General features: G+C 31.4%; 18 protein-coding genes. 14 read left to right on the top strand and 4 right to left on the bottom strand.

The genetic code is table 11. The features are described 5' to 3' along the window. Positions 1 to 12: 12 nt before the first annotated feature. Both Q0891_RS15870 and mqo read right to left on the bottom strand, forming a co-directional pair. Positions 13 to 1050: an acyltransferase gene (locus Q0891_RS15870; RefSeq protein WP_299103237.1), complete on the bottom strand. Its 1038-nt coding sequence runs from the start codon at positions 1048 to 1050 to the stop codon at positions 13 to 15. Positions 1051 to 1187: 137 nt separating this feature from the next. After that, complete coding sequence (gene mqo, locus Q0891_RS15865) at positions 1188 to 2675, bottom strand: malate dehydrogenase (quinone) (RefSeq protein ID WP_299103235.1); 1488 nt, start codon at positions 2673 to 2675, stop codon at positions 1188 to 1190. Between the two features lie 358 nt (positions 2676 to 3033). On the opposite strand from mqo, the gene deoC reads away from it, so the two are divergent. From deoC to Q0891_RS15850, 3 genes are all read left to right on the top strand, one after another. Beyond that, positions 3034 to 3696: a deoxyribose-phosphate aldolase gene (gene deoC / locus Q0891_RS15860; RefSeq protein WP_299103249.1), complete on the top strand. Its 663-nt coding sequence runs from the start codon at positions 3034 to 3036 to the stop codon at positions 3694 to 3696. Positions 3697 to 3723: 27 nt separating this feature from the next. Then, a complete protein-coding gene (gene deoD, locus Q0891_RS15855) occupies positions 3724 to 4422 on the top strand; it encodes a purine-nucleoside phosphorylase (protein WP_299103233.1) in 699 nt (232 codons plus the stop codon). Positions 4423 to 4545: 123 nt separating this feature from the next. Then, a complete protein-coding gene (locus tag Q0891_RS15850) occupies positions 4546 to 5064 on the top strand; it encodes a histidine phosphatase family protein (protein ID WP_299103231.1) in 519 nt (172 codons plus the stop codon). On the opposite strand, the gene Q0891_RS15845 is transcribed toward Q0891_RS15850, so the two are convergent. Then, a complete protein-coding gene (locus Q0891_RS15845) occupies positions 5050 to 5835 on the bottom strand; it encodes a DUF6503 family protein (protein ID WP_299103229.1) in 786 nt (261 codons plus the stop codon). The genes Q0891_RS15850 and Q0891_RS15845 overlap by 15 nt on opposite strands. 143 nt (positions 5836 to 5978) lie before the next feature. On the opposite strand from Q0891_RS15845, the gene smpB reads away from it, so the two are divergent. From smpB to Q0891_RS15820, 5 genes are all read left to right on the top strand, one after another. Continuing rightward, positions 5979 to 6437, top strand: coding sequence for an SsrA-binding protein SmpB (gene smpB, locus Q0891_RS15840; RefSeq protein ID WP_299103227.1), 459 nt, complete (start codon positions 5979 to 5981; stop codon positions 6435 to 6437). Between the two features lie 180 nt (positions 6438 to 6617). Further along, entirely contained in the window at positions 6618 to 9083 is a 2466-nt protein-coding gene (locus Q0891_RS15835) for a DUF5686 and carboxypeptidase regulatory-like domain-containing protein (protein ID WP_299103225.1), read from the top strand. 21 nt (positions 9084 to 9104) lie between these two features. After that, positions 9105 to 9560 (top strand): DUF4844 domain-containing protein, encoded by a 456-nt coding sequence (locus Q0891_RS15830; protein WP_299103223.1) that lies wholly within the window; start codon positions 9105 to 9107, stop codon positions 9558 to 9560. Between the two features lie 2 nt (positions 9561 to 9562). Further along, positions 9563 to 10087 carry a hypothetical protein gene (locus tag Q0891_RS15825; protein WP_299103221.1) on the top strand — a complete coding sequence of 175 codons (525 nt, stop codon included), beginning with the start codon at positions 9563 to 9565 and terminating at the stop codon, positions 10085 to 10087. Between the two features lie 4 nt (positions 10088 to 10091). Then, entirely contained in the window at positions 10092 to 10601 is a 510-nt protein-coding gene (locus tag Q0891_RS15820; RefSeq protein ID WP_299103219.1) for a hypothetical protein, read from the top strand. A gap of 127 nt (positions 10602 to 10728) precedes the next feature. Here the strand turns inward: Q0891_RS15820 and Q0891_RS15815 are convergent, their stop codons facing one another. Then, positions 10729 to 11370 (bottom strand): protein-L-isoaspartate(D-aspartate) O-methyltransferase, encoded by a 642-nt coding sequence (locus Q0891_RS15815; RefSeq protein WP_299103217.1) that lies wholly within the window; start codon positions 11368 to 11370, stop codon positions 10729 to 10731. 151 nt (positions 11371 to 11521) lie between these two features. Here Q0891_RS15815 and Q0891_RS15810 point away from each other — a divergent pair, with 151 nt between their 5' ends. The 6 genes from Q0891_RS15810 to Q0891_RS15785 all read left to right on the top strand — a co-directional run bounded on the left by Q0891_RS15810 (position 11522) and on the right by Q0891_RS15785 (position 18950). Further along, positions 11522 to 12481 (top strand): Gfo/Idh/MocA family oxidoreductase, encoded by a 960-nt coding sequence (locus Q0891_RS15810; protein WP_299103215.1) that lies wholly within the window; start codon positions 11522 to 11524, stop codon positions 12479 to 12481. Between the two features lie 178 nt (positions 12482 to 12659). Continuing rightward, positions 12660 to 13550, top strand: a complete 891-nt coding sequence (locus tag Q0891_RS15805) for a 3-hydroxyacyl-CoA dehydrogenase family protein (protein ID WP_299103213.1) — start codon at positions 12660 to 12662, stop codon at positions 13548 to 13550. A gap of 70 nt (positions 13551 to 13620) precedes the next feature. Then, positions 13621 to 14859, top strand: coding sequence for a DUF1015 domain-containing protein (locus Q0891_RS15800; RefSeq protein WP_299103211.1), 1239 nt, complete (start codon positions 13621 to 13623; stop codon positions 14857 to 14859). Positions 14860 to 14912: 53 nt separating this feature from the next. Continuing rightward, positions 14913 to 15575 (top strand): YggS family pyridoxal phosphate-dependent enzyme, encoded by a 663-nt coding sequence (locus Q0891_RS15795; protein WP_299103209.1) that lies wholly within the window; start codon positions 14913 to 14915, stop codon positions 15573 to 15575. Positions 15576 to 15633: 58 nt separating this feature from the next. Continuing rightward, positions 15634 to 17004: an exonuclease domain-containing protein gene (locus Q0891_RS15790; protein ID WP_299103248.1), complete on the top strand. Its 1371-nt coding sequence runs from the start codon at positions 15634 to 15636 to the stop codon at positions 17002 to 17004. Continuing rightward, positions 17004 to 18950, top strand: a complete 1947-nt coding sequence (locus Q0891_RS15785; RefSeq protein WP_299103207.1) for a DUF3857 domain-containing protein — start codon at positions 17004 to 17006, stop codon at positions 18948 to 18950. The genes Q0891_RS15790 and Q0891_RS15785 overlap by 1 nt, the downstream gene beginning before the upstream one ends. Positions 18951 to 18955 lie beyond the last annotated feature (5 nt).

The raw sequence follows: 18955 nt of genomic DNA, 5'->3' as shown, positions 1-18955 counted from the left end.
GCGGCTTTATTTTTAAAGCCGCTTATACATTGTTCCATATAATATGTTTTTCATTTTTTTACTGTAAGGTACTTCAATAAAAAATGTAATTCCTGTAGCGAGAGCTATTGAACACACTAGAGCTATTGCTGAAGATATCCAAAAATTAAGATTCAATTTATTTGACAAAATTGGAATAATATATTCCGTTGATATCGTTTGATGAATTAAGTACAAGGCAAAAGAAATTTTACCCAAAAACAAGGATGGCTTATTAATTATGAATTTTAATTTTCTGTTTACAAACAAGGTAAATAAAGAAAAATAAAAAATTAGCATCATTGAATATTCCCAAAAGTCAATAAATTTTTTTGAATAACCAGAATAGTCATAAAGCGATATCTGGGACAATAAGCAAAGGATGATTACACAATAATACTTAGTTAAATCTGTGTACTTGTTGATTATTTGATAAAATAAAATACCAGAAAAAAATAACGGCCAAAATTGTAATAGAGGGATATAATAAAACAATCTCTTAACCCAAATGTTTTCAAAATGAAAATGAATAATTAGCACAATGAAAAAGGTTAAAAGTATGCCTATTTTATTGATATGTTTTAATAGTTTAAAATGAAATAAAATTAACATAAAACCATAAAACAACAATTCTATTATCATAGTCCAATAGGAATCATCAAGGTATGGGATTTTTAAGTAAAATTGAATCATAGTCATATTACCCAAATACTCAACAATACTTACCTTACTTAAGTTTAGAGAATAAAAGCCATGTAATAACATTACCAAAAAAGTTAAAGAAACACTTGCCCAATATGTTGGATACAATCTACTTATTCTATTTATAACAAATTGACCAGATTTGTTAACGTATTTAAGACTAAGTAAAATAACAAATCCACTAATTATAAAAAACAAATCAACACCAGTTGTTCCAAGTTTAAAGCCCAATTCAGCTTGATTTTTTCCCATAGTAAAATGAAATAAAACCACCATAATTACTGCTAAACCTCTCAAGGCATCTAATTCTCTATATCTTGTTTTATTCATATATATAAAATTTACAGGTTAGCGCTGTAACATTTAATACTAATTAGAGTCTTTATAATGATTGGTTGGTTAAGAGCAACACAAATTCCAAGCGCTTGGAAGGCATGTTGCTCTTCCTTTTATATATATTATTGTTATTACAATTTTAATGCAAACTTTGATTTTTCAAGTTGAGTTTCAAATAACTCTTGGGTTAATTCTACATTCCACATTGGTATCATAACCTCTAATAATTGCTTTGCTTTTTCAGAATTAAGAATTTCTGGGAATGCCTTTTCTAAAACATTCATCATTACGTGCACAGCGGTAGAAGCACCAGGCGAAGCTCCTAAAAGACACGTTATACTTCCGTTTTTACTACTGACTACTTCTGTGCCAAATTGTAACTTTCCGCCTTCAAATTCATCCTTTTTAATAATTTGAACACGCTGACCTGCTATCAAAAGCTCCCAATCTTCACTTTTTGCATTTTTGTAAAACTTGCGTAATTCGTCCATGCGGTCTTCATGGTTCATACTTACTTGTTCTACCAAATACCTCGTTAAAGGTAAATTATGCCAAAATGCACCTAACATTGGCGACAAATTATCGAATTTAATGGACTTTACTAAATCAAAATAAGACCCTTCTTTTAAAAATTTAGGACTAAAACCTGCGAATGGACCAAAAAGTAATTCACGCTTACCATTAATATATCTTGTATCTAAATGTGGTGTAGACATTGGTGGATCGTTAGGACCAGCTTTGCTGTAGACTTTAGCGTTATGTTGGTTAATTATAGCTTCATTTTTACAAACCAACCATTCGCCACTTACCGGAAAACCGCCATAGCCTTCCTTCTCCTCTATTTCAACTTTTTGAAGCAACAATAAACTTGCACCTCCTGCACCTATAAAAACATGTTTAGATTCTATATGATGGATTGTTTTTGTTCTTAAATCTTTCAACTCAACCGTCCAATCTATATCTAAACTAGGATCTACATCTTGCACTTCCATATTACAATGAACAGGTGTATCATACTTAGTTTCTAAAATATGAAACAGCTGTTGCGTAAGGTTACCATAATTAACTTCTGTTCCTCTACTTATACGAGATGCAGCCATGTCTTCAATTATAGACCTATCACTGGCTATTAGAGGAAACCACGACTTCATTTTTTCAACATCTCTTGTAAACTCTATGATATCAAATAAATAGTGCGCTTTAAAGGCTTTATAGCGTGCTTCTAAATAATCTGAATTTTCCTTACCGGTAACCCAACTATGGTGTGGTACATTTTTAATAAAACCTTCAGGATTCTCTATTAATCCTTCATTCACTAAATATGTCCAAAATTGTTTTGAGACTTCAAATTGTTTACAAATTTCAACGGCTTTTTTTATTGAAATTGCTCCATTATCATCTTGTGGACAATAATTCAACTCACACAAAGCCGAATGGCCAGTACCTGCATTATTCCAAGCAGCAGAACTTTCTTGTGCAACGTTATTCAACCGCTCAACAATTAGTACTTTTAATTCTGGTTGCAATATTTTGGTAATTAATGCTAAGGTAGCACTCATTATGCCACCTCCTACACAAATTAAATCGTATTCGATATTTGCATTTATTTTTTTAGTCATCTCTATTTAATTAGTGTCTCAATATAATAAAGGAATTCTAGAGATGTTATTATTTATAATGAAAACAGTTTAAATTATATGTTATTAGGAGTAATCAATGAAAAATTTAAAATAATCTTTTAAAGTCTAAAAACTTTAGATGTTAATAATCATTTACTTAGAAATATGAATAAAAATATTCGACGAACGGTAAAATTATTTTCTAAAATTTTGGCTTTTTGTCGGATAAATCACTAACTTTGTCGAGCTATTTAATTCGAACGTTACCTTTTGAGACATTTTTTTTGTTGTGTTTCCATGAGATTTTCACATGGTAAGCACTACAGTTAATTTTAAATCGAGAGCCCTAACTTTTATGATAGAATTAAACAGATTCATTGATCACACACTTCTTAGCGCTTCAGCTACAGAAGCCGACGTCCTTAAACTTTGTGACGACGCTTTAAAGTACAATTTTTATTCAGTTTGTGTTAATAGTAGCTATGTAGCACTTGCAAAACAAGCATTAAGTAGATCAGACGTAAAAGTTTGTACTGTTGTTGGTTTTCCTCTTGGTGCAATGTCTACTGAAGCTAAGATTTTTGAAGCCAAAAACGCTATTAATCAAGGTGCTTCAGAAATTGATCTTGTAATGAATATTGGACGTCTTAAAAGCAAAAATTACCTTGCTGTTCTTAAAGACATTAGCAAAGTGAAACAAGCTATAGGACTTACAACACTAAAAGTCATATTAGAAATAAGCGAACTTTCTAAAAATGAAATTGTAAAAGCTTGTGAAATATGTATGGATGCAAAGGCAGACTATGTTAAGACATCTACAGGTTTTTCTAAAAGTGGTGCAACATTGACAGCTGTTAAAATTATGAAAAAAACAGTAAGAGGTCAATTACAAATAAAAGCCTCTGGCGGAATTAGCGATACTGAAACTGCCCTTAAATATATTGAGGTTGGTGTCTCTAGAATTGGAGCCTCTGGTGGTGTTGAAATGATGAATAATCAATTAACTAACTCTTCTTATTAATTGCTACACTTTGCGTAACTTTGTTTTATGAGTGTACATATTGAGGCTAAAAAAGGCGAAATTGCTGAAACTATTTTACTACCAGGAGATCCATTAAGAGCTAAATGGATTGCTGAGACATTTTTTGAAAACCCTGTTTGCTTTAACAAAGTTAGAGGAATGCTTGGTTACACAGGTACCTATAAAGGAAAACGAATTTCTACTATGGGAACAGGAATGGGTGTTCCTAGTATTTCCATATATGCAAATGAATTAATTTCAGAGTATGGTGTAAAGAACTTAATTAGAGTTGGAAGTGCCGGATCTTACAGAGAAGATGTAAAACTTAGAGATATTGTTTTGGCTATGTCTGCTTCTTCTACTTCTGGTGTTAATAATTTACGCTTTGGTGGTGCAGATTATGCACCTACAGCAGATTTTGGATTATTTATAAAGGCTGTAGAAGCAGCACGCGCAAAAAATATAGAAATTAAAGCGGGTAATGTTTTATCTTCAGATGAGTTTTACCAAGATGATAAAGAATCATTTAAAAAGTGGTCTAAATTCGGAGTTCTTTGTGTAGAAATGGAAGCTGCTGGTTTATATACAATAGCTGCAAAACATAACGCAAATGCTTTAGCTGTTTTAACAATTTCAGATTCATTAGTATCAAATGAAACTACAACGAGTAAAGAACGTGAAACTACGTTTAGAGATATGATTGAGGTAGCTTTAGAATTGGCGTAGATTATAAATTAAGTTCTTGCTACCAAATCTAAGTGTAAAACTTATAAATTATCATTCAATTTTTATTCATTAATTTAGTCGATATTTATACAATAATACTTAATATGATTTCTCTTATTTAATATGAAAAATTTAATATTTATACTACTCATTACTTTTATCTTATTTCCATCTTGCAAAGAAGAGACTAACAAACAAGATGCAAATGTCATCGCTACATATTATTTAATTAGGCACGCTGAGAAAGATAGAGGCGATAAAAATAATAGAGATCCACACTTAACTTCTTTTGGTCGTCAACGTGCTGAAAATTGGAAAAAACATTTTAAAGGCATTGATTTTGATGCCGTCTATTCTACTAATTACAACAGAACTAAAGAAACTGCTACTCCAACTGCCAATGCCAACGACTTAGTGCTTAATTATTATAATCCTTCAGAATATAAGATTGAAGAATTTATTGAAAGAACAAAAGGACAAACCGTATTAATTGTTGGTCATAGTAACACAACGCCAAAATTTGTTAACGCTTTAATAGATGAAGATAAATACGATGATATTGACGACCATAATAACGCCAACTTATACAAAGTAGAATTTACAAAAGATGGCAAAATATCAGAATTATCAGTTGTTAATTAACTGTACTTCTACATTCTCTAATTCAATTTTAGATAATAGTTCTAATTGATTATTTTCAAAGGCTTTACCTAAATTTTCAAGCTTAAAATTCGTGTCTTTCGTTTTATAATTATTGTAATCTACAAAACGTAAACCATTTACGTAACGCTCATTATAGGCTTCCCTAAAACGCATTCCTACGCCAGATTCCTCGTTATATGAATAACCTAAATAATCTAATTTAAAACTCTGCTTATCAAGCCAATACACAAACACATCTTCAAAGTCTTCTCCTCCTCCATTTTCGTTAAATGTAACTTTTATTTTGTAATATTCGTTTCCCTTTATTTGTTCATCTGCTAATAACATTTTGTTTACCGCCTCGTCATTTAAACCATGTGGTAGAACAGAAAAATAATGAACAGAATTTACAGAGGCTGCATAGTTTTTTGCAATAGAATCTTCAAGCTTAACGAAGTCTATATTATCATAACGTTCAAAACCTACATTACTTAACATATCAAAAATAGAATCGTTATCCTTTACTAAAATTCTAACTAAAAGAAACTCATGGTTTTTACGAAGGGCTTGGTAATACACATCTCTAAATTCGAATTTTAAACTCGATTGTTTAAACTTTTCGCCACCAGAAATTTCAATTGATTTATTGATAATATCATCTGCTGTCAACTTTGTTTTACGCACTTCAGTATTAGATATGTTTTCAGTAGTTTTTTCATTTTTACAGCTAAAACAGACGGCAATTAATAGTAATAATATGTAATTTTTCATAGGTTATCTATTTTCTAAAAAGAAAGTCGTAAAGCTAAAGATTAGATTACAATATTGTAAGGCATTAACATATTCTTAATTGATAAAAACAAATCAGGCTTTAAACTTTTACACTTTTCACTAAAAACCTATCTTTGCCAACCATGCAAAACAAGGTCAACATACTAAATAAGAAAGCAAAATTTCAGTACGAAATATTAGATAAATATACGGCTGGTATTGTACTTACAGGCACAGAGATTAAATCTATTAGAGCCAGCAAGGCTTCTATCGCTGAAAGCTTTTGTGAGTTTAACGAGCGTGGCGAGCTTTTTGTTATAAATATGACTGTTGAGGAATACGCTTATGGTAATTACTATAACCATAGACCAAAGGCAGAGCGCAAACTACTTCTTAATAAAAAAGAGCTTAAAAAACTTAAAAAGGAAATTGACGTTAAAGGAAATGCTATTATTCCTTTAAAACTTTTTGTTGATGATAGAGGTTATGCCAAAATGATTATTGGCTTAGGAAAAGGTAAAAAACTATACGATAAGCGCGAAACTATAAAAGATCGCGACAACAAGCGTAATTTAGACCGTATTAAGAAAGATTTCCGATAACTTTAAGATTCCTATAACTTTTTCGTTTTATTTATTAGTCTAAGTTTGAGAACAGTATATTTTTTTCTATACTGAAAGCAACCTTTTATAATAAAATGACGTCTTTATTTATAAAGGGCATAAAGTTTGTGCTATAAAAACAATCTTAAAACCATTACCTAATCATCAATCAATTAGTCTATGCAAAAAAATTTACTCTTCATCTTTCTAATCGCGATCAGTTCTTCAATTTCGGCACAAATCACCGGAAACATAACAGACCAAAATAATAACCCGCTTCCCTTTGTAAATATCTTAATAGAGAACACTTACAAAGGGACAACAAGCAATGACGATGGTTATTACGAACTCAACATCTCACAACCCAAAGACTATGTTATTATATATAGTTATTTGGGTTATAAAACAATAAAAAAATCAGTATCAATTTCTAAATTTCCGTATCAATTAGATATTGTATTAGAAGAAGAATCTGTTTCTCTTGGTGAAGTTTTGGTTGATGCTACCAATGATCCTGCAAATGCTATAATGCGACAAGCGATTGCGCAACGACAAGCAAATCTCGATAAAATAGAATCCTTTAAAGCCGATTTTTACTCTAGAGGTTTAATTAAAATTAAAGATGCTCCTGAGAAAATAATGGGTCAAGAAGTTGGCGATTTAGGTGGCGGATTAGATTCTACACGAAGTGGAATTATCTATTTATCTGAAACTATATCAAAAATTCAATTTTTAAGTCCAGGTAAACTAAAAGAACGAATAACGGCTTCAAAAATCAGTGGAAATAGTAATGGTTTTAGTTTTAACACAGCATTAGAAGTTGATTTTAATTTCTACAATAACACTATTAATTTTGGTAACGAAATTATATCTCCAATAGCCAACAATGCCTTTAGTTACTACAAGTACAAACTAGATGGTGTTTTTTACGACGACAGAGGCAACCTCATTAATAAAGTCAAAGTAACACCCAAACGTAAAAACGACCCTGTTTTTGCTGGCTTTATATATATTATTGAAGACCAATGGGATATTTATGCTTTAGAACTAGATATTACAGGTGTACAGGCAAGGATTCCGGCTGTAGATGTGATTTCTTTACAGCAAAGTTTCTCCTATTCTGAAAGCAATGATATTTGGGCAAGAATATCGCAAAGTATCGATTTTAAGTATGGTTTATTTGGCATTAAAGGCGATGGACGTTTTACGGCAGTTTATAGTAATTACGAATTCAATACCTCTTTAACTCGAAAAGATTTTAATAAAGAAATTGTGTCTTTTGAAGATGAAGCCAACAAAAAAGATTCTATTTTCTGGAATAAAATTAGACCTGTTCCACTAACCTCAGAAGAACGCACAGATTACGTCACTAAAGATAGTATACAAATTGTAAGAGAATCTAAACCATACTTAGACTCTATTGATGCCGTAAAGAACAAATTTAAACTCGGAAACATTTTAGGTTACACTTATCAAAATTCATATAAAGACTACCGACTAGGATTTGACATTCCTCCTACTTCAACACAATTTAATACGGTTCAAGGATACACCATTGGTGCAAACGTTTTCTACACAAAAGGGTTTGACGACTATAATCGCTACATAAGTGTTAATGGCGATTTACAATATGGATTTTCAGACGATAGATTGCGCGCCACAGGAGCAATTACATACAAATTTAATAATACCAGTTATCCATTTTTAACATTATCTGGAGGGGTCACTACATCTCAATTTAATCCTTCAAACCCAATTACACCTTTAATTAATGGCGTAAGTTCTTTGTTTTTTGAAGATAATTATATGAAGTTATATGATAAAAGCCATTTGTCTTTAAACTATTCCGAAGAACTTTTCAACGGTTTTAGATTATATGCTGGCATAAGTTATCAGAGACGAAAAGCATTATTTAATACTACAGATCAAGTTTTTATTAATGATGATAATGATGCTTACACAAGTAATAATCCGTTAAATGAATTAGCGTATGGCATTGCACCTTTTCAAACGCATAACATCTTAAAAGGTTCAATAAATGCGCGCATTAACTTCGGACAAGAATACATGAGTTATCCAGATGCTAAATACAATGTTGGTAACGATAATTACCCAACGCTGTATTTAGGTTACGAAAAAGGATTTGGAGCAACCAACAGCAACTATAACTTTGACCAAATAAAAATACGTTTAGCACAATCTTTCAATGTAAAAGATAAGGGTAGATTTAGTTATAACCTTAAAGCCGGAAAATTCTTTAATGGAGACGATATCGCTTTTGTAGATTACCAACATTTTAATGGCAACCTTACACATGTGAGTACAGAAGGTAATTACACCAATGTATTCAATAATTTAGATTATTATGGCGCAAGTACAAACGATTCTTATTTTGAAGCACATGCAGAACACGATTTTAATGGCTTTATACTCGGAAAAGTGCCTTTATTAAACAAACTGAATTTTAATTTAGTGGTTGGAGCACACCTATTGGCACAGCCAGATTTTAAACCTTACCAAGAATATTCTATTGGTTTAGATAATATTGGTTGGGGAAAATGGCGTTTCTTAAGGGTCGATTATTTGCGTTCTTACCAAAACGGATTTATAAGTGATGCGGTTGTATTTGGTTTAAAATTCTTTTAAGTTTATAGTTCAAAATTTATAATGAAATTTTTCAAATCATCTTTATTATTATTGTTAACTTTAGGAGTAACGATTAGCTATGCTCAAGACACAATACAAATGCAAACACCTATAAATGCAAATAAGCTTTTTAAAGCCTTTATTGAAAAAGAAAAATTTATTAGTGAAAACACATATCCAGGAATTTCAGATGAAAAACTGAAACCAATCCTAACTGAAAAAATCAATGAGGTTGCCTCTGAATTCAGGAAAGTTTCGGAATTTGAAGCACCAACAAATATTGACTATTTAAAGGTTATAAAAAATGGTCTTTCAAAATTTCCTGAATTAGAATTAGGTTTTGATTCTGAAGATAGAGAACGCATCTGTCTGTATTTTGAAGAATTAATGGATATTGTGAACTTAGAAAGTTCAAATGGATTAATAAATAAATTCTATTATGGCTTTGACCCTAACGATTTTATTAAAAAAGATTAATTATGAAAAATTGTTTTATACTTTTCTTAGTGGTATTTACTCTTAATGTTTCTGCACAAGAAGAAAAAAAAGACTACACTAATAACGTTGCTACTTTAGATAGCACAATTGCCACATTATACTCCGTAATATCAGGCGATAAAGGGGTTAAACGCGATTGGGATTTATTTAAACACCTCTTTCAGAAAGATGCAAAACTCATCGCTACAAACAAAAATAAAAAAGGCGAAAACGTGGTACGCTATATGTCTCCTGACGATTATATTTCTACGGCTGGAAATTGGTTAGTAGAAAACGGTTTTCACGAGGTAGAAATCAGTAGAAAAACGCAAACCTTTGGAAATATTGCTCACGTTTTTACAACCTATGAAGCTTTTAACAGTAAGGATGACGAAACACCTTTTATGAGAGGTATTAATAGTGTTCAGTTATTTAACGACGGTAAACGTTGGTGGATTATTAATATTTATTGGACACAAGAATCTGAAGAAAACCCAATTCCTGAGAAATATTTACCAAAAGAATAAGGTTATGAAAGTAAAAGTTTATCTATTGTTATTTTTAGCTTTTGGATACTCGTATTCACAAGATGATGTTAATGCTGAAGAAATATTTAACAAAGAGAACAAGGATCTTGAACTAATAAATGAAGTTTTATCTCATAAAATAGATTCAATTAATCAATTTATTACAAATTCAGAATTAAGAATTAAACTTAATTCTGAATTAAATACAATAGCCTCAATTAAAAGAGTATATTCAACTGGTCTCGACTTAATAACAGAAAATAACACTAAGGAACTAGAAAAAAGGATTGAATTTATAGCGAGATACTTTTTTAGCAAGGAAAAATACTATTTATTTAACTTTTCCAGAGGTTTAGGTTCAAGATATGGAGTGGAACATGATTTCAAATACGATAAGCCAATTATTTTTTTAACCATTTCAAGCGGTTGTATTATTACAAATATTCACAAGAGAGAAGAACAAATCTTAGGTATATTCAACCGTAAAATGAATGAGTTATTATCTGAAATCTGAACAACTATTGATTCCACAATTCTAGAGAATATTAAGAGAAATGCAGAAAATTTCTATCAAAACAAAAATAGCTACATCTTACTTTTGTCGTAAAATTAATAAATACATTGTTCTTGCTTGATTTATCTTAATTCTTATCCTCTAACATAGGCACAAATCTAAAATCACCAAATTCGTGTTTTTCAAATTCTTTTGGTCCCTTTCTAATAAACATAGTCATTACTTGTACATCATCACCAACTGGGATTACTAAACGTCCACCAATAGCCAACTGACTCAATAACGGATTAGGCACATAAGGTGCTCCTGCAGTAACAATTATACTTTGAAAAGGTGCCTCTTCAGGCATGCCTTTATAACCATCACCAAAGATGAGACTTTTAGCTCTATAACCTATTTTGGGTAAAAATTTAGAGGTCTTCTTAAATAGTTCTTGCTGACGCTCTATACTATACACTTTGGCACCTAATTCTAATAAAACCGCAGTTTGGTAACCACTACCTGTTCCTATCTCTAAGACTTTATCACCTGGCTTTACTTGTAATAATTCAGATTGAAACGCTACAGTGTAAGGCTGCGAAATAGTTTGATCTGCAGCAATAGGAAATGCTTTATCTTGATAAGCATGATCTATAAAACCAGAATCCATAAACAAATGTCTAGGAATTTTATTTATTGCCTTTAAAACGTTTTGGTCTTTTATTCCCTTTTTCACAAGTGTATCAACAAGTTGTTGACGCATTCCTTGATGCTTAAATGTATCTTTCAAAATGTAGTTTAGTTTACGCTAAATTAATTTAAAGAAGGAGAATTTCAAAGAAAGAATTCATTCAAAATTTAATTAGTGATTTCTCAGTATTTTCCATTTTCTTTTTTCAATTTCTGAACGAAAACGACTATTTTTGTTAAAAACTGAATATATGCTAAAAGTTGGAGTTCTTGGTGCTGGTCACCTTGGAAAAATACATTTAAGGTTACTCAATCAATCTAATAAATACGATTTGGTCGGTTTTTACGATGCAGATCCCGAAAATGCTAAACGTGTTGTTGAAGAATTTGGGTATAAATACTATGATTCTATAGATGATTTAATTGATGCTGTAGATGTTGTAGATATTGTAACTCCTACACTCTCTCATTACGATTGCGCCAAGCAAGCCATTAAGAAAGGAAAACATGTTTTTATTGAAAAGCCTATTACCAATACCGTAGAAGAAGCTGAAACCATAAGAACTTTAGTGGCTGAACATGGTGTTAAAGGACAAGTTGGTCATGTAGAGCGATTTAATCCTGCATTTATAGGTGTAAAGGATCAGATTGTAAACCCAATGTTTATTGAATGTCACAGATTAGCTGAATTTAATCCTCGTGGTACAGATGTGCCTGTGGTTTTAGATTTAATGATTCACGATATTGATATTATTCTTTCTGTAGTGCAATCACCTGTGAAACATATTTCTGCGAGTGGAGTTTCTGTGGTAAGTGAAACACCAGATATTGCAAATGCTCGTATTGAATTTAAAAATGGTTGTGTAGCGAATCTTACTGCAAGTAGAATTTCACTAAAAAACATGCGAAAAACGCGTTTCTTTCAAAAAGATGCTTACATCTCTGTAGACTTTTTAGAGAAGAAATGTGAAGTAGTAAAAATGAAAGATGCACCAGATAATCCTGGAGATTTTGATATGATTCTTCAGAACGCAGAAGGCATCAAGAAACAAATCTATTTTGACAATCCAGAAATAGCAAATAACAACGCTATTTTAGATGAGCTAGAAACCTTTGCTGATGCTATTAATAACAACACTAAACCTATCGTAACACTCCACGATGGCACTGAAGCATTACGTGTTGCTAACATGATAATTAATCAGTTTTAATAGCCCTTCCCAGAAGGAAGGGAACACGGTTCCGGTTAGAGTTTAAAATTAGAAACCTTAAAATTAGTATTAACATAAACGCTTCAGTTTTCTCCTATGGGGAATTAAGGGGCTTTTCTTATTCCGCCCGAGTAAGAGTTCCTTCCCTTTGGGAAGGTTAGGATGGGCTTTTATAAAAATGAAAAATATCGCAGTTATAGGTGCAGGAACCATGGGAAATGGTATTGCACACACATTCGCTCAATCCGGATTTAATGTTCAACTTATAGATATTAGCGAAGCATCTTTAAAACGAGGCATGGATACCATTTCTAGAAATTTAGATAGAATGGTCGCTAAAGAAAAAATTAGCGAAGCAGATAAAGCCAATACTTTAGGCAACATAACAACGTTTACAAATACAGAAGATGGTGTTAAAAATGTAGATTTAGTTGTTGAAGCTGCAACTGAAAACTTAGATTTAAAACTGAAAATTTTTAAGCAATTAGATGCCGTTTGCGATGAAAATACAATTCTCGCCACAAATACATCTTCTATTTCTATTACACAAATTGCTGCAGTAACGTCTAGACCAGAAAAGGTTATTGGCATGCACTTTATGAATCCTGTGCCAATTATGAAATTGGTCGAAATTATTAGAGGCTATAACACAAGTGATAACGTGACTTCTACAATCATGGAATTATCTAAAACATTAGGTAAAGTACCAACAGAAGTTAACGATTATCCTGGTTTTGTGGCCAACCGTATTTTAATGCCAATGATTAATGAATCCATCGAAACCTTATATAATGGTGTTGCTGGTGTTGCCGAAATTGATACGGTTATGAAATTAGGAATGGCACACCCAATGGGTCCATTACAACTGGCCGATTTTATTGGTTTAGATGTTTGTTTATCTATACTGAATGTGATGTACGATGGTTTTAAAAATCCTAAATATGCACCATGTCCTCTATTAGTAAATATGGTTATGGCTGGAAAATTAGGCGTGAAATCTGGAGAAGGCTTTTATGATTATTCTGAAAGTCGAAAGGCTGAGAAAATTTCGAAGCAGTTTTCTAAGTAAACAGTCGCAATCTCAGTTTTCAGACTTACTCATAACCAAGACTGAAAACTGAGACTGAAAACTTAAAAATATGCCAAAAATAATCCCGTTTAAAGCTGTAAAACCAACCAGAGCTATCGTTGGTCTGGTTGCCTCACGTCCTTATCAAAGTTATACTTTAGATGAACGCGAATCGCGTATGGCTTATAATCCATACAGTTTTCTTCATGTTATTAATCCTGGTTACAAATATGCACAAGAAGTGACTGGCCAAGAACGCTATAAACTTGTAAGAAATAGATATTTAGAATTTAAGGAAGATGGTGTTTTTGTTCAAGATGAAAAGCCATCATTTTACGTCTATAAAATTGTAAATAGACAAGGACAAGAATTCTGTGGCATTATCGCTGCAACAAGTGCTGAGGATTATGAGAAAAACATCATTAAAAAGCACGAAGACACCATTGCACAACGCGAAGAAACCTTTAAAAGTTATTTACAAAATGTTGGTTTTAACGCTGAGCCTGTTCTACTTACCTATCCTGATAATTCCGTTATTGCAGAGATTATAAACGAAACTCAAAAAACACATGCGGAATTTGAGTTTACTATGACGTATAGAGACACACACTATTTATGGAAGGTAGATGATGAGGACACTATTGCTACAATTCAAAAAGAGTTTAGTAAAATGGAAACGGTTTATATTGCAGATGGGCATCATAGGTCGTCATCTTCTTATTTACTCTATAAGGATGAAAAAGCGAAAAACCCTAACCATAATGGAAGTGAATCTTATAATTATTTTATGTCTTATTTAATTCCAGAATCGGATTTAGTGATTCATGAATTTAATCGACTCATCAAAGATTTAAACGGCTTATCGAAAGAAGAGTTTTTAATAAAATTAGATGCTTTTTATCGTATTGAAAACAGAGGTATAATGCCCTATAATCCATCAAAACCACATCATTTTAGTATGTATTTAGATGGCGAATTTTATTCACTATATTTAAGAAAAACAAGCTACGACTTTAAAACAGCATTAGATAAATTAGATGCACAATTATTGTACAAAACCATATTGCAACCTATTTTAGGTATTGAAGATTTACGCCACGATAATCGCATTTCTTACGTTAACGGTAAACACGAAATGATTACAATTAAAAGTAGCGTAGATAGTGGCGAATTTAAAGTTGGTTTTGGTATGTGTCCTTCAAACGTTGAGCAAATGAAACAAATTGCAGACGAAGGTTTAACCATGCCGCCAAAAAGCACTTATATTTTACCTAAATTACGAAGTGCTATTACTATTTATGAATATTAATTAGTTTTACCTTTAGTTCCCGTTTTAAAATTATAACCAAATCATTCAGATTAATGAGTATTAAGCAAAACCTTCAACATATAAAATCTACATTGCCAGAACACGTAACCTTGGTTGCTGTTTCTAAAACTAAACCTGTTTCGGACTTAATGGAAGCTTATAATGCTGGTCAGCGCATCTTTGGAGAAAACAAAATCCAAGAAATGGCAGACAAACATGCTGAAATGCCAAAAGATATTGAATGGCACATGATTGGACATGTACAGCGAAATAAGGTAAAATACATGGCTAATTTTGTAAGTTTAATACATGGTGTGGACAGTTTCAAACTATTACAAGAAATAAACAAGCAGGCAAAAAAATACGATAGAACCATAGATTGTTTACTTCAAATTAAAATTGCTGAAGAAGACAGTAAGTTTGGGATGTCTGTAAATGATGCTTCTACCCTACTGCAATCTGATGAATTTTCAGAATTAAAAAACATAAAAGTAGTTGGCTTAATGGGAATGGCTACTTTTACAGATAATATGAAACAAGTTGAACAAGAATTTAATTTTCTAAACAGCACGTTTTCAGACCTTAAAAATTCTAATCCTGATTTAGAAATCAAAAGCATGGGAATGAGTGGCGATTATCAACTTGCAATTAACTGCGGAAGTACTATGATTCGCGTAGGAAGTAGTATATTTGGAGTAAGAAATTACAATAAATAATCACGGTCGTTGCCTCAATTTTATTACCTTCGACATCAGACCCAAATAACCTAACATTATATACGCAATATTAGACATAGAAACCACTGGTGGAAAGTTCAATGAAGAAGGAATTACAGAGATTGCTATCTATCAATTTGATGGTCATAAAATAACAGATCAATTTATTTCATTAGTAAATCCTCAACGCGAAATTCAGCCCTTTGTGGTTAATCTTACTGGCATCAATTCTAACATGCTTAGAAATGCACCTAAGTTTTATGAAGTAGCAAAACGTATAGTTGAAATCACTGAAGATTGTATACTAGTTGCTCATAATTCTTCCTTTGATTATAGAATTTTAAAAACAGAATTTAAACGTCTCGGTTTTCCATACAAACGAAAAACCCTTTGTACAGTTGAGTTATCTAAACAGTTGATACCTGATATGGAATCTTACAGTTTAGGTAAATTAACCAGAGCTCTTGGCATACCAATGAGTGATAGGCATAGAGCGAGTGGAGATGCTTTAGCCACTGTAAAGTTATTTAAAATGTTACTAGACAAAGATCTTGATAAAAACATTTTAAAAGATGCCGTTAAAATTGAGCAAAAATCTAAAATAGCACCAAAGCTCACTACTATTATAGATGAACTACCTGCAGATACAGGTGTCTACTATATACATAACAGTGAGGGCGAAATTATTTATATAGGAAAAAGTAAAAATATTAGAAAGCGAATAATTCAACATTTTACAGGTACGAATTCTAAATCGAAAAAAATTCAAAAATTAGTGCATACAGTAACTTTTGAAAAAACCGGAAGTGAACTCGCTGCATTATTAAAAGAAAGTGCAGAAATTAAAAAGAACAAACCAATTTTTAATAGAGCTCTCCGTCGAAGTATTTTTACACATGCCCTTTATAGTTTTACAGATAGTAAAGGCTATATTAATCTGCACATAGATAAATCTGATAGAGAAGATCTACCTATCACAACCTTTAGTACTAGAGCAAGTGGAAAACACTTTTTATTTAAAGCTGTTGAAGATTTTAATCTATGCCAAAAACTTACCGGATTATACAATACCAAAACCAGTTGTTTTAAATACGAAGTAAAAGAATGTGAAGGTGCATGCATCAATGAAGAACCACCTATGGAGTATAACAAACGTATAGAACAACTAAAGGAAAAATACAGTTACGACAATAAGAATATGCTAATTGTAGATAAAGGCAGAGAAATCAGTGAAAAAGTGGTGTTTTTAATTGAAAATGGGATATTTAGAGGTATGGGATACTTTGATCTCAACCTACAGATTAATAATAGAAAAATTTTGAAATCTGTGATTACACCAATGACAAATGATAGAGACTCTCAGCATATTATTCAAAGTTTTATAAGACGAAATAAACGTTTAAAAATTATAGATTTAAATAATAGTTAATGAAATACAGCATCTTAATTGTAGTATTAGTTACTACACTTTTTAGTTTCTCTCAAACCTACAACACTGAAATGTCAGTGAGCAAAAGTGAATTAGAACACACATCTTACGAGAAAGATTCTACCGCAAATGCCCTAGTAATTTATGATTATGGTAATAGTTTTGTAAATAAAAAAACATTCTGGCTTAACGTTGAAGTAAAACAGAAAATTAAAATTTTACGTCCAGAAGGTATAGATCGTGGTGAATTTGAAATTAAACTCTACAAAAATAAAAGTACTGAAGAAAAAATTGATGATATTAAAGGGATCACTTACAATTTAAAAAACGGTAAAATAGTTAAATCTCAACTTACCGAGAAGGCCATTTTTAGAGAAGAAAACGAACATTATACTTTAGTGAAATTTGTATTACCAAATGTAAAAGTAGGTAGCGTGATAACGGTTAGCTATGAAAAGCGATCACGTTTTATGTATAAATTTCATCCTTGGTATTTTCAAGGTCAAGATCCAGTATTATATAGTGAGTATAATGCTAGTATTCCTGGAAATTACATCTATCACATAAAATTAGTAGGAAGTATTCCTTTTGATACATTTGAAAATGATTTAGTGAAAAATTGCTTGGAAACAGGTGGTGGTGCAAGTGCGGATTGTGGTGTTTCAAAATATGTAATGAAAAATATTCCAGCGTACAAATCTGAGGATTATACAACGACATCATTAAATTATACCTCACGAGTGGAATATGAATTAAGTGTCTTTAATGGTTTTGATGGTAGAGTTGATAAAATTACTAAAACATGGAAGGATGCAGATCACGAATTAAAAGCAGATGCTGACTTTGGTAAACAACTCAGTAAAAAAAGCATAGCAAAAGATGTACTACCAGAATCGATTACTTCAATTGAAGATCAACTAGAAAAAACAAAAGCGATACATCAATTTGTGGTTAATAACTATACATGGAATGGAAAATCTGAGCGTTATGACGTTTCAGTTAAAAACCTATTAAAAGAAAAAGCAGGCAGTGTTTTTGAAATTAATTTGTTGCTAGAAAATCTTTTAGCCAATGAAGGCATAACCGTTTTTCCTGTTTTAATGTCTACTAGAGGAAATGGTTTCGCTACAAAAATTTATCCAGTGCTTTCTGATTTTAACCATGTTATAATTAAAGCTATTATTGATGATAAAAGTTACTATTTAGATGCTACCGACAAATACCATGCTTTTGGAGAATTACCTTTTAGAACCCTCAACCAATATGGAAGACTTATAGATTTTGATAAGGGAAGTTACTGGGAAGATATTGTAGTAAAAGATTTTTCATCGCGAACTCATAGAATCGAATTATCATCGTTCACAGATGATGAATTTCAAGGTACTTTACAAAGTAGATATAGTGGTTACCACTCTCATTTACCAAAAAGACAGTATGACGAAAGCAACTTGAGTTATTTTGAAAACAAGATTAATAATTATGATGAAATAATTATTGAGGATCATAAAGTTATTGATTTTGACAAGTCTAAACCAAACTTCACTGAGAAATTAGAAATCGCTATTGAACCAGAATTTATAGGAAACAAAATTTATCTTAACCCATTTTTAATAAAGTTTTTTGATGAAAATCCTTTTAAGCTTCAAGAGCGTACCTATCCTATTGATTTTGGGTACAAGGACATCTATAATTATTCTATGCAGATTAATCTTGACGAAAACATAAAGGTTTTAGAATTTCCAAAAATGGTAAATTATTCCTTGCCAAATCAAGCAGGAAACGTCATATATAATTCTGAATTAAAAGATAATTCGCTCATTATATTTTTCAAGGTTAAATTTAACTTACCTATTTATTCGCCAGAATATTATCCGTATTTAAAGTTATTTATGGATAAGGTTGTAGAACTTCAAAATAATTCAGTCATTGTCTTAGAAAAGCAATAGTTTTA

This window comes from uncultured Winogradskyella sp., from assembly GCF_947498005.1.
Classification (GTDB): Bacteria; Bacteroidota; Bacteroidia; order Flavobacteriales; family Flavobacteriaceae; genus Winogradskyella.
This window is presented reverse-complemented; position numbering and strand designations above follow the sequence as displayed.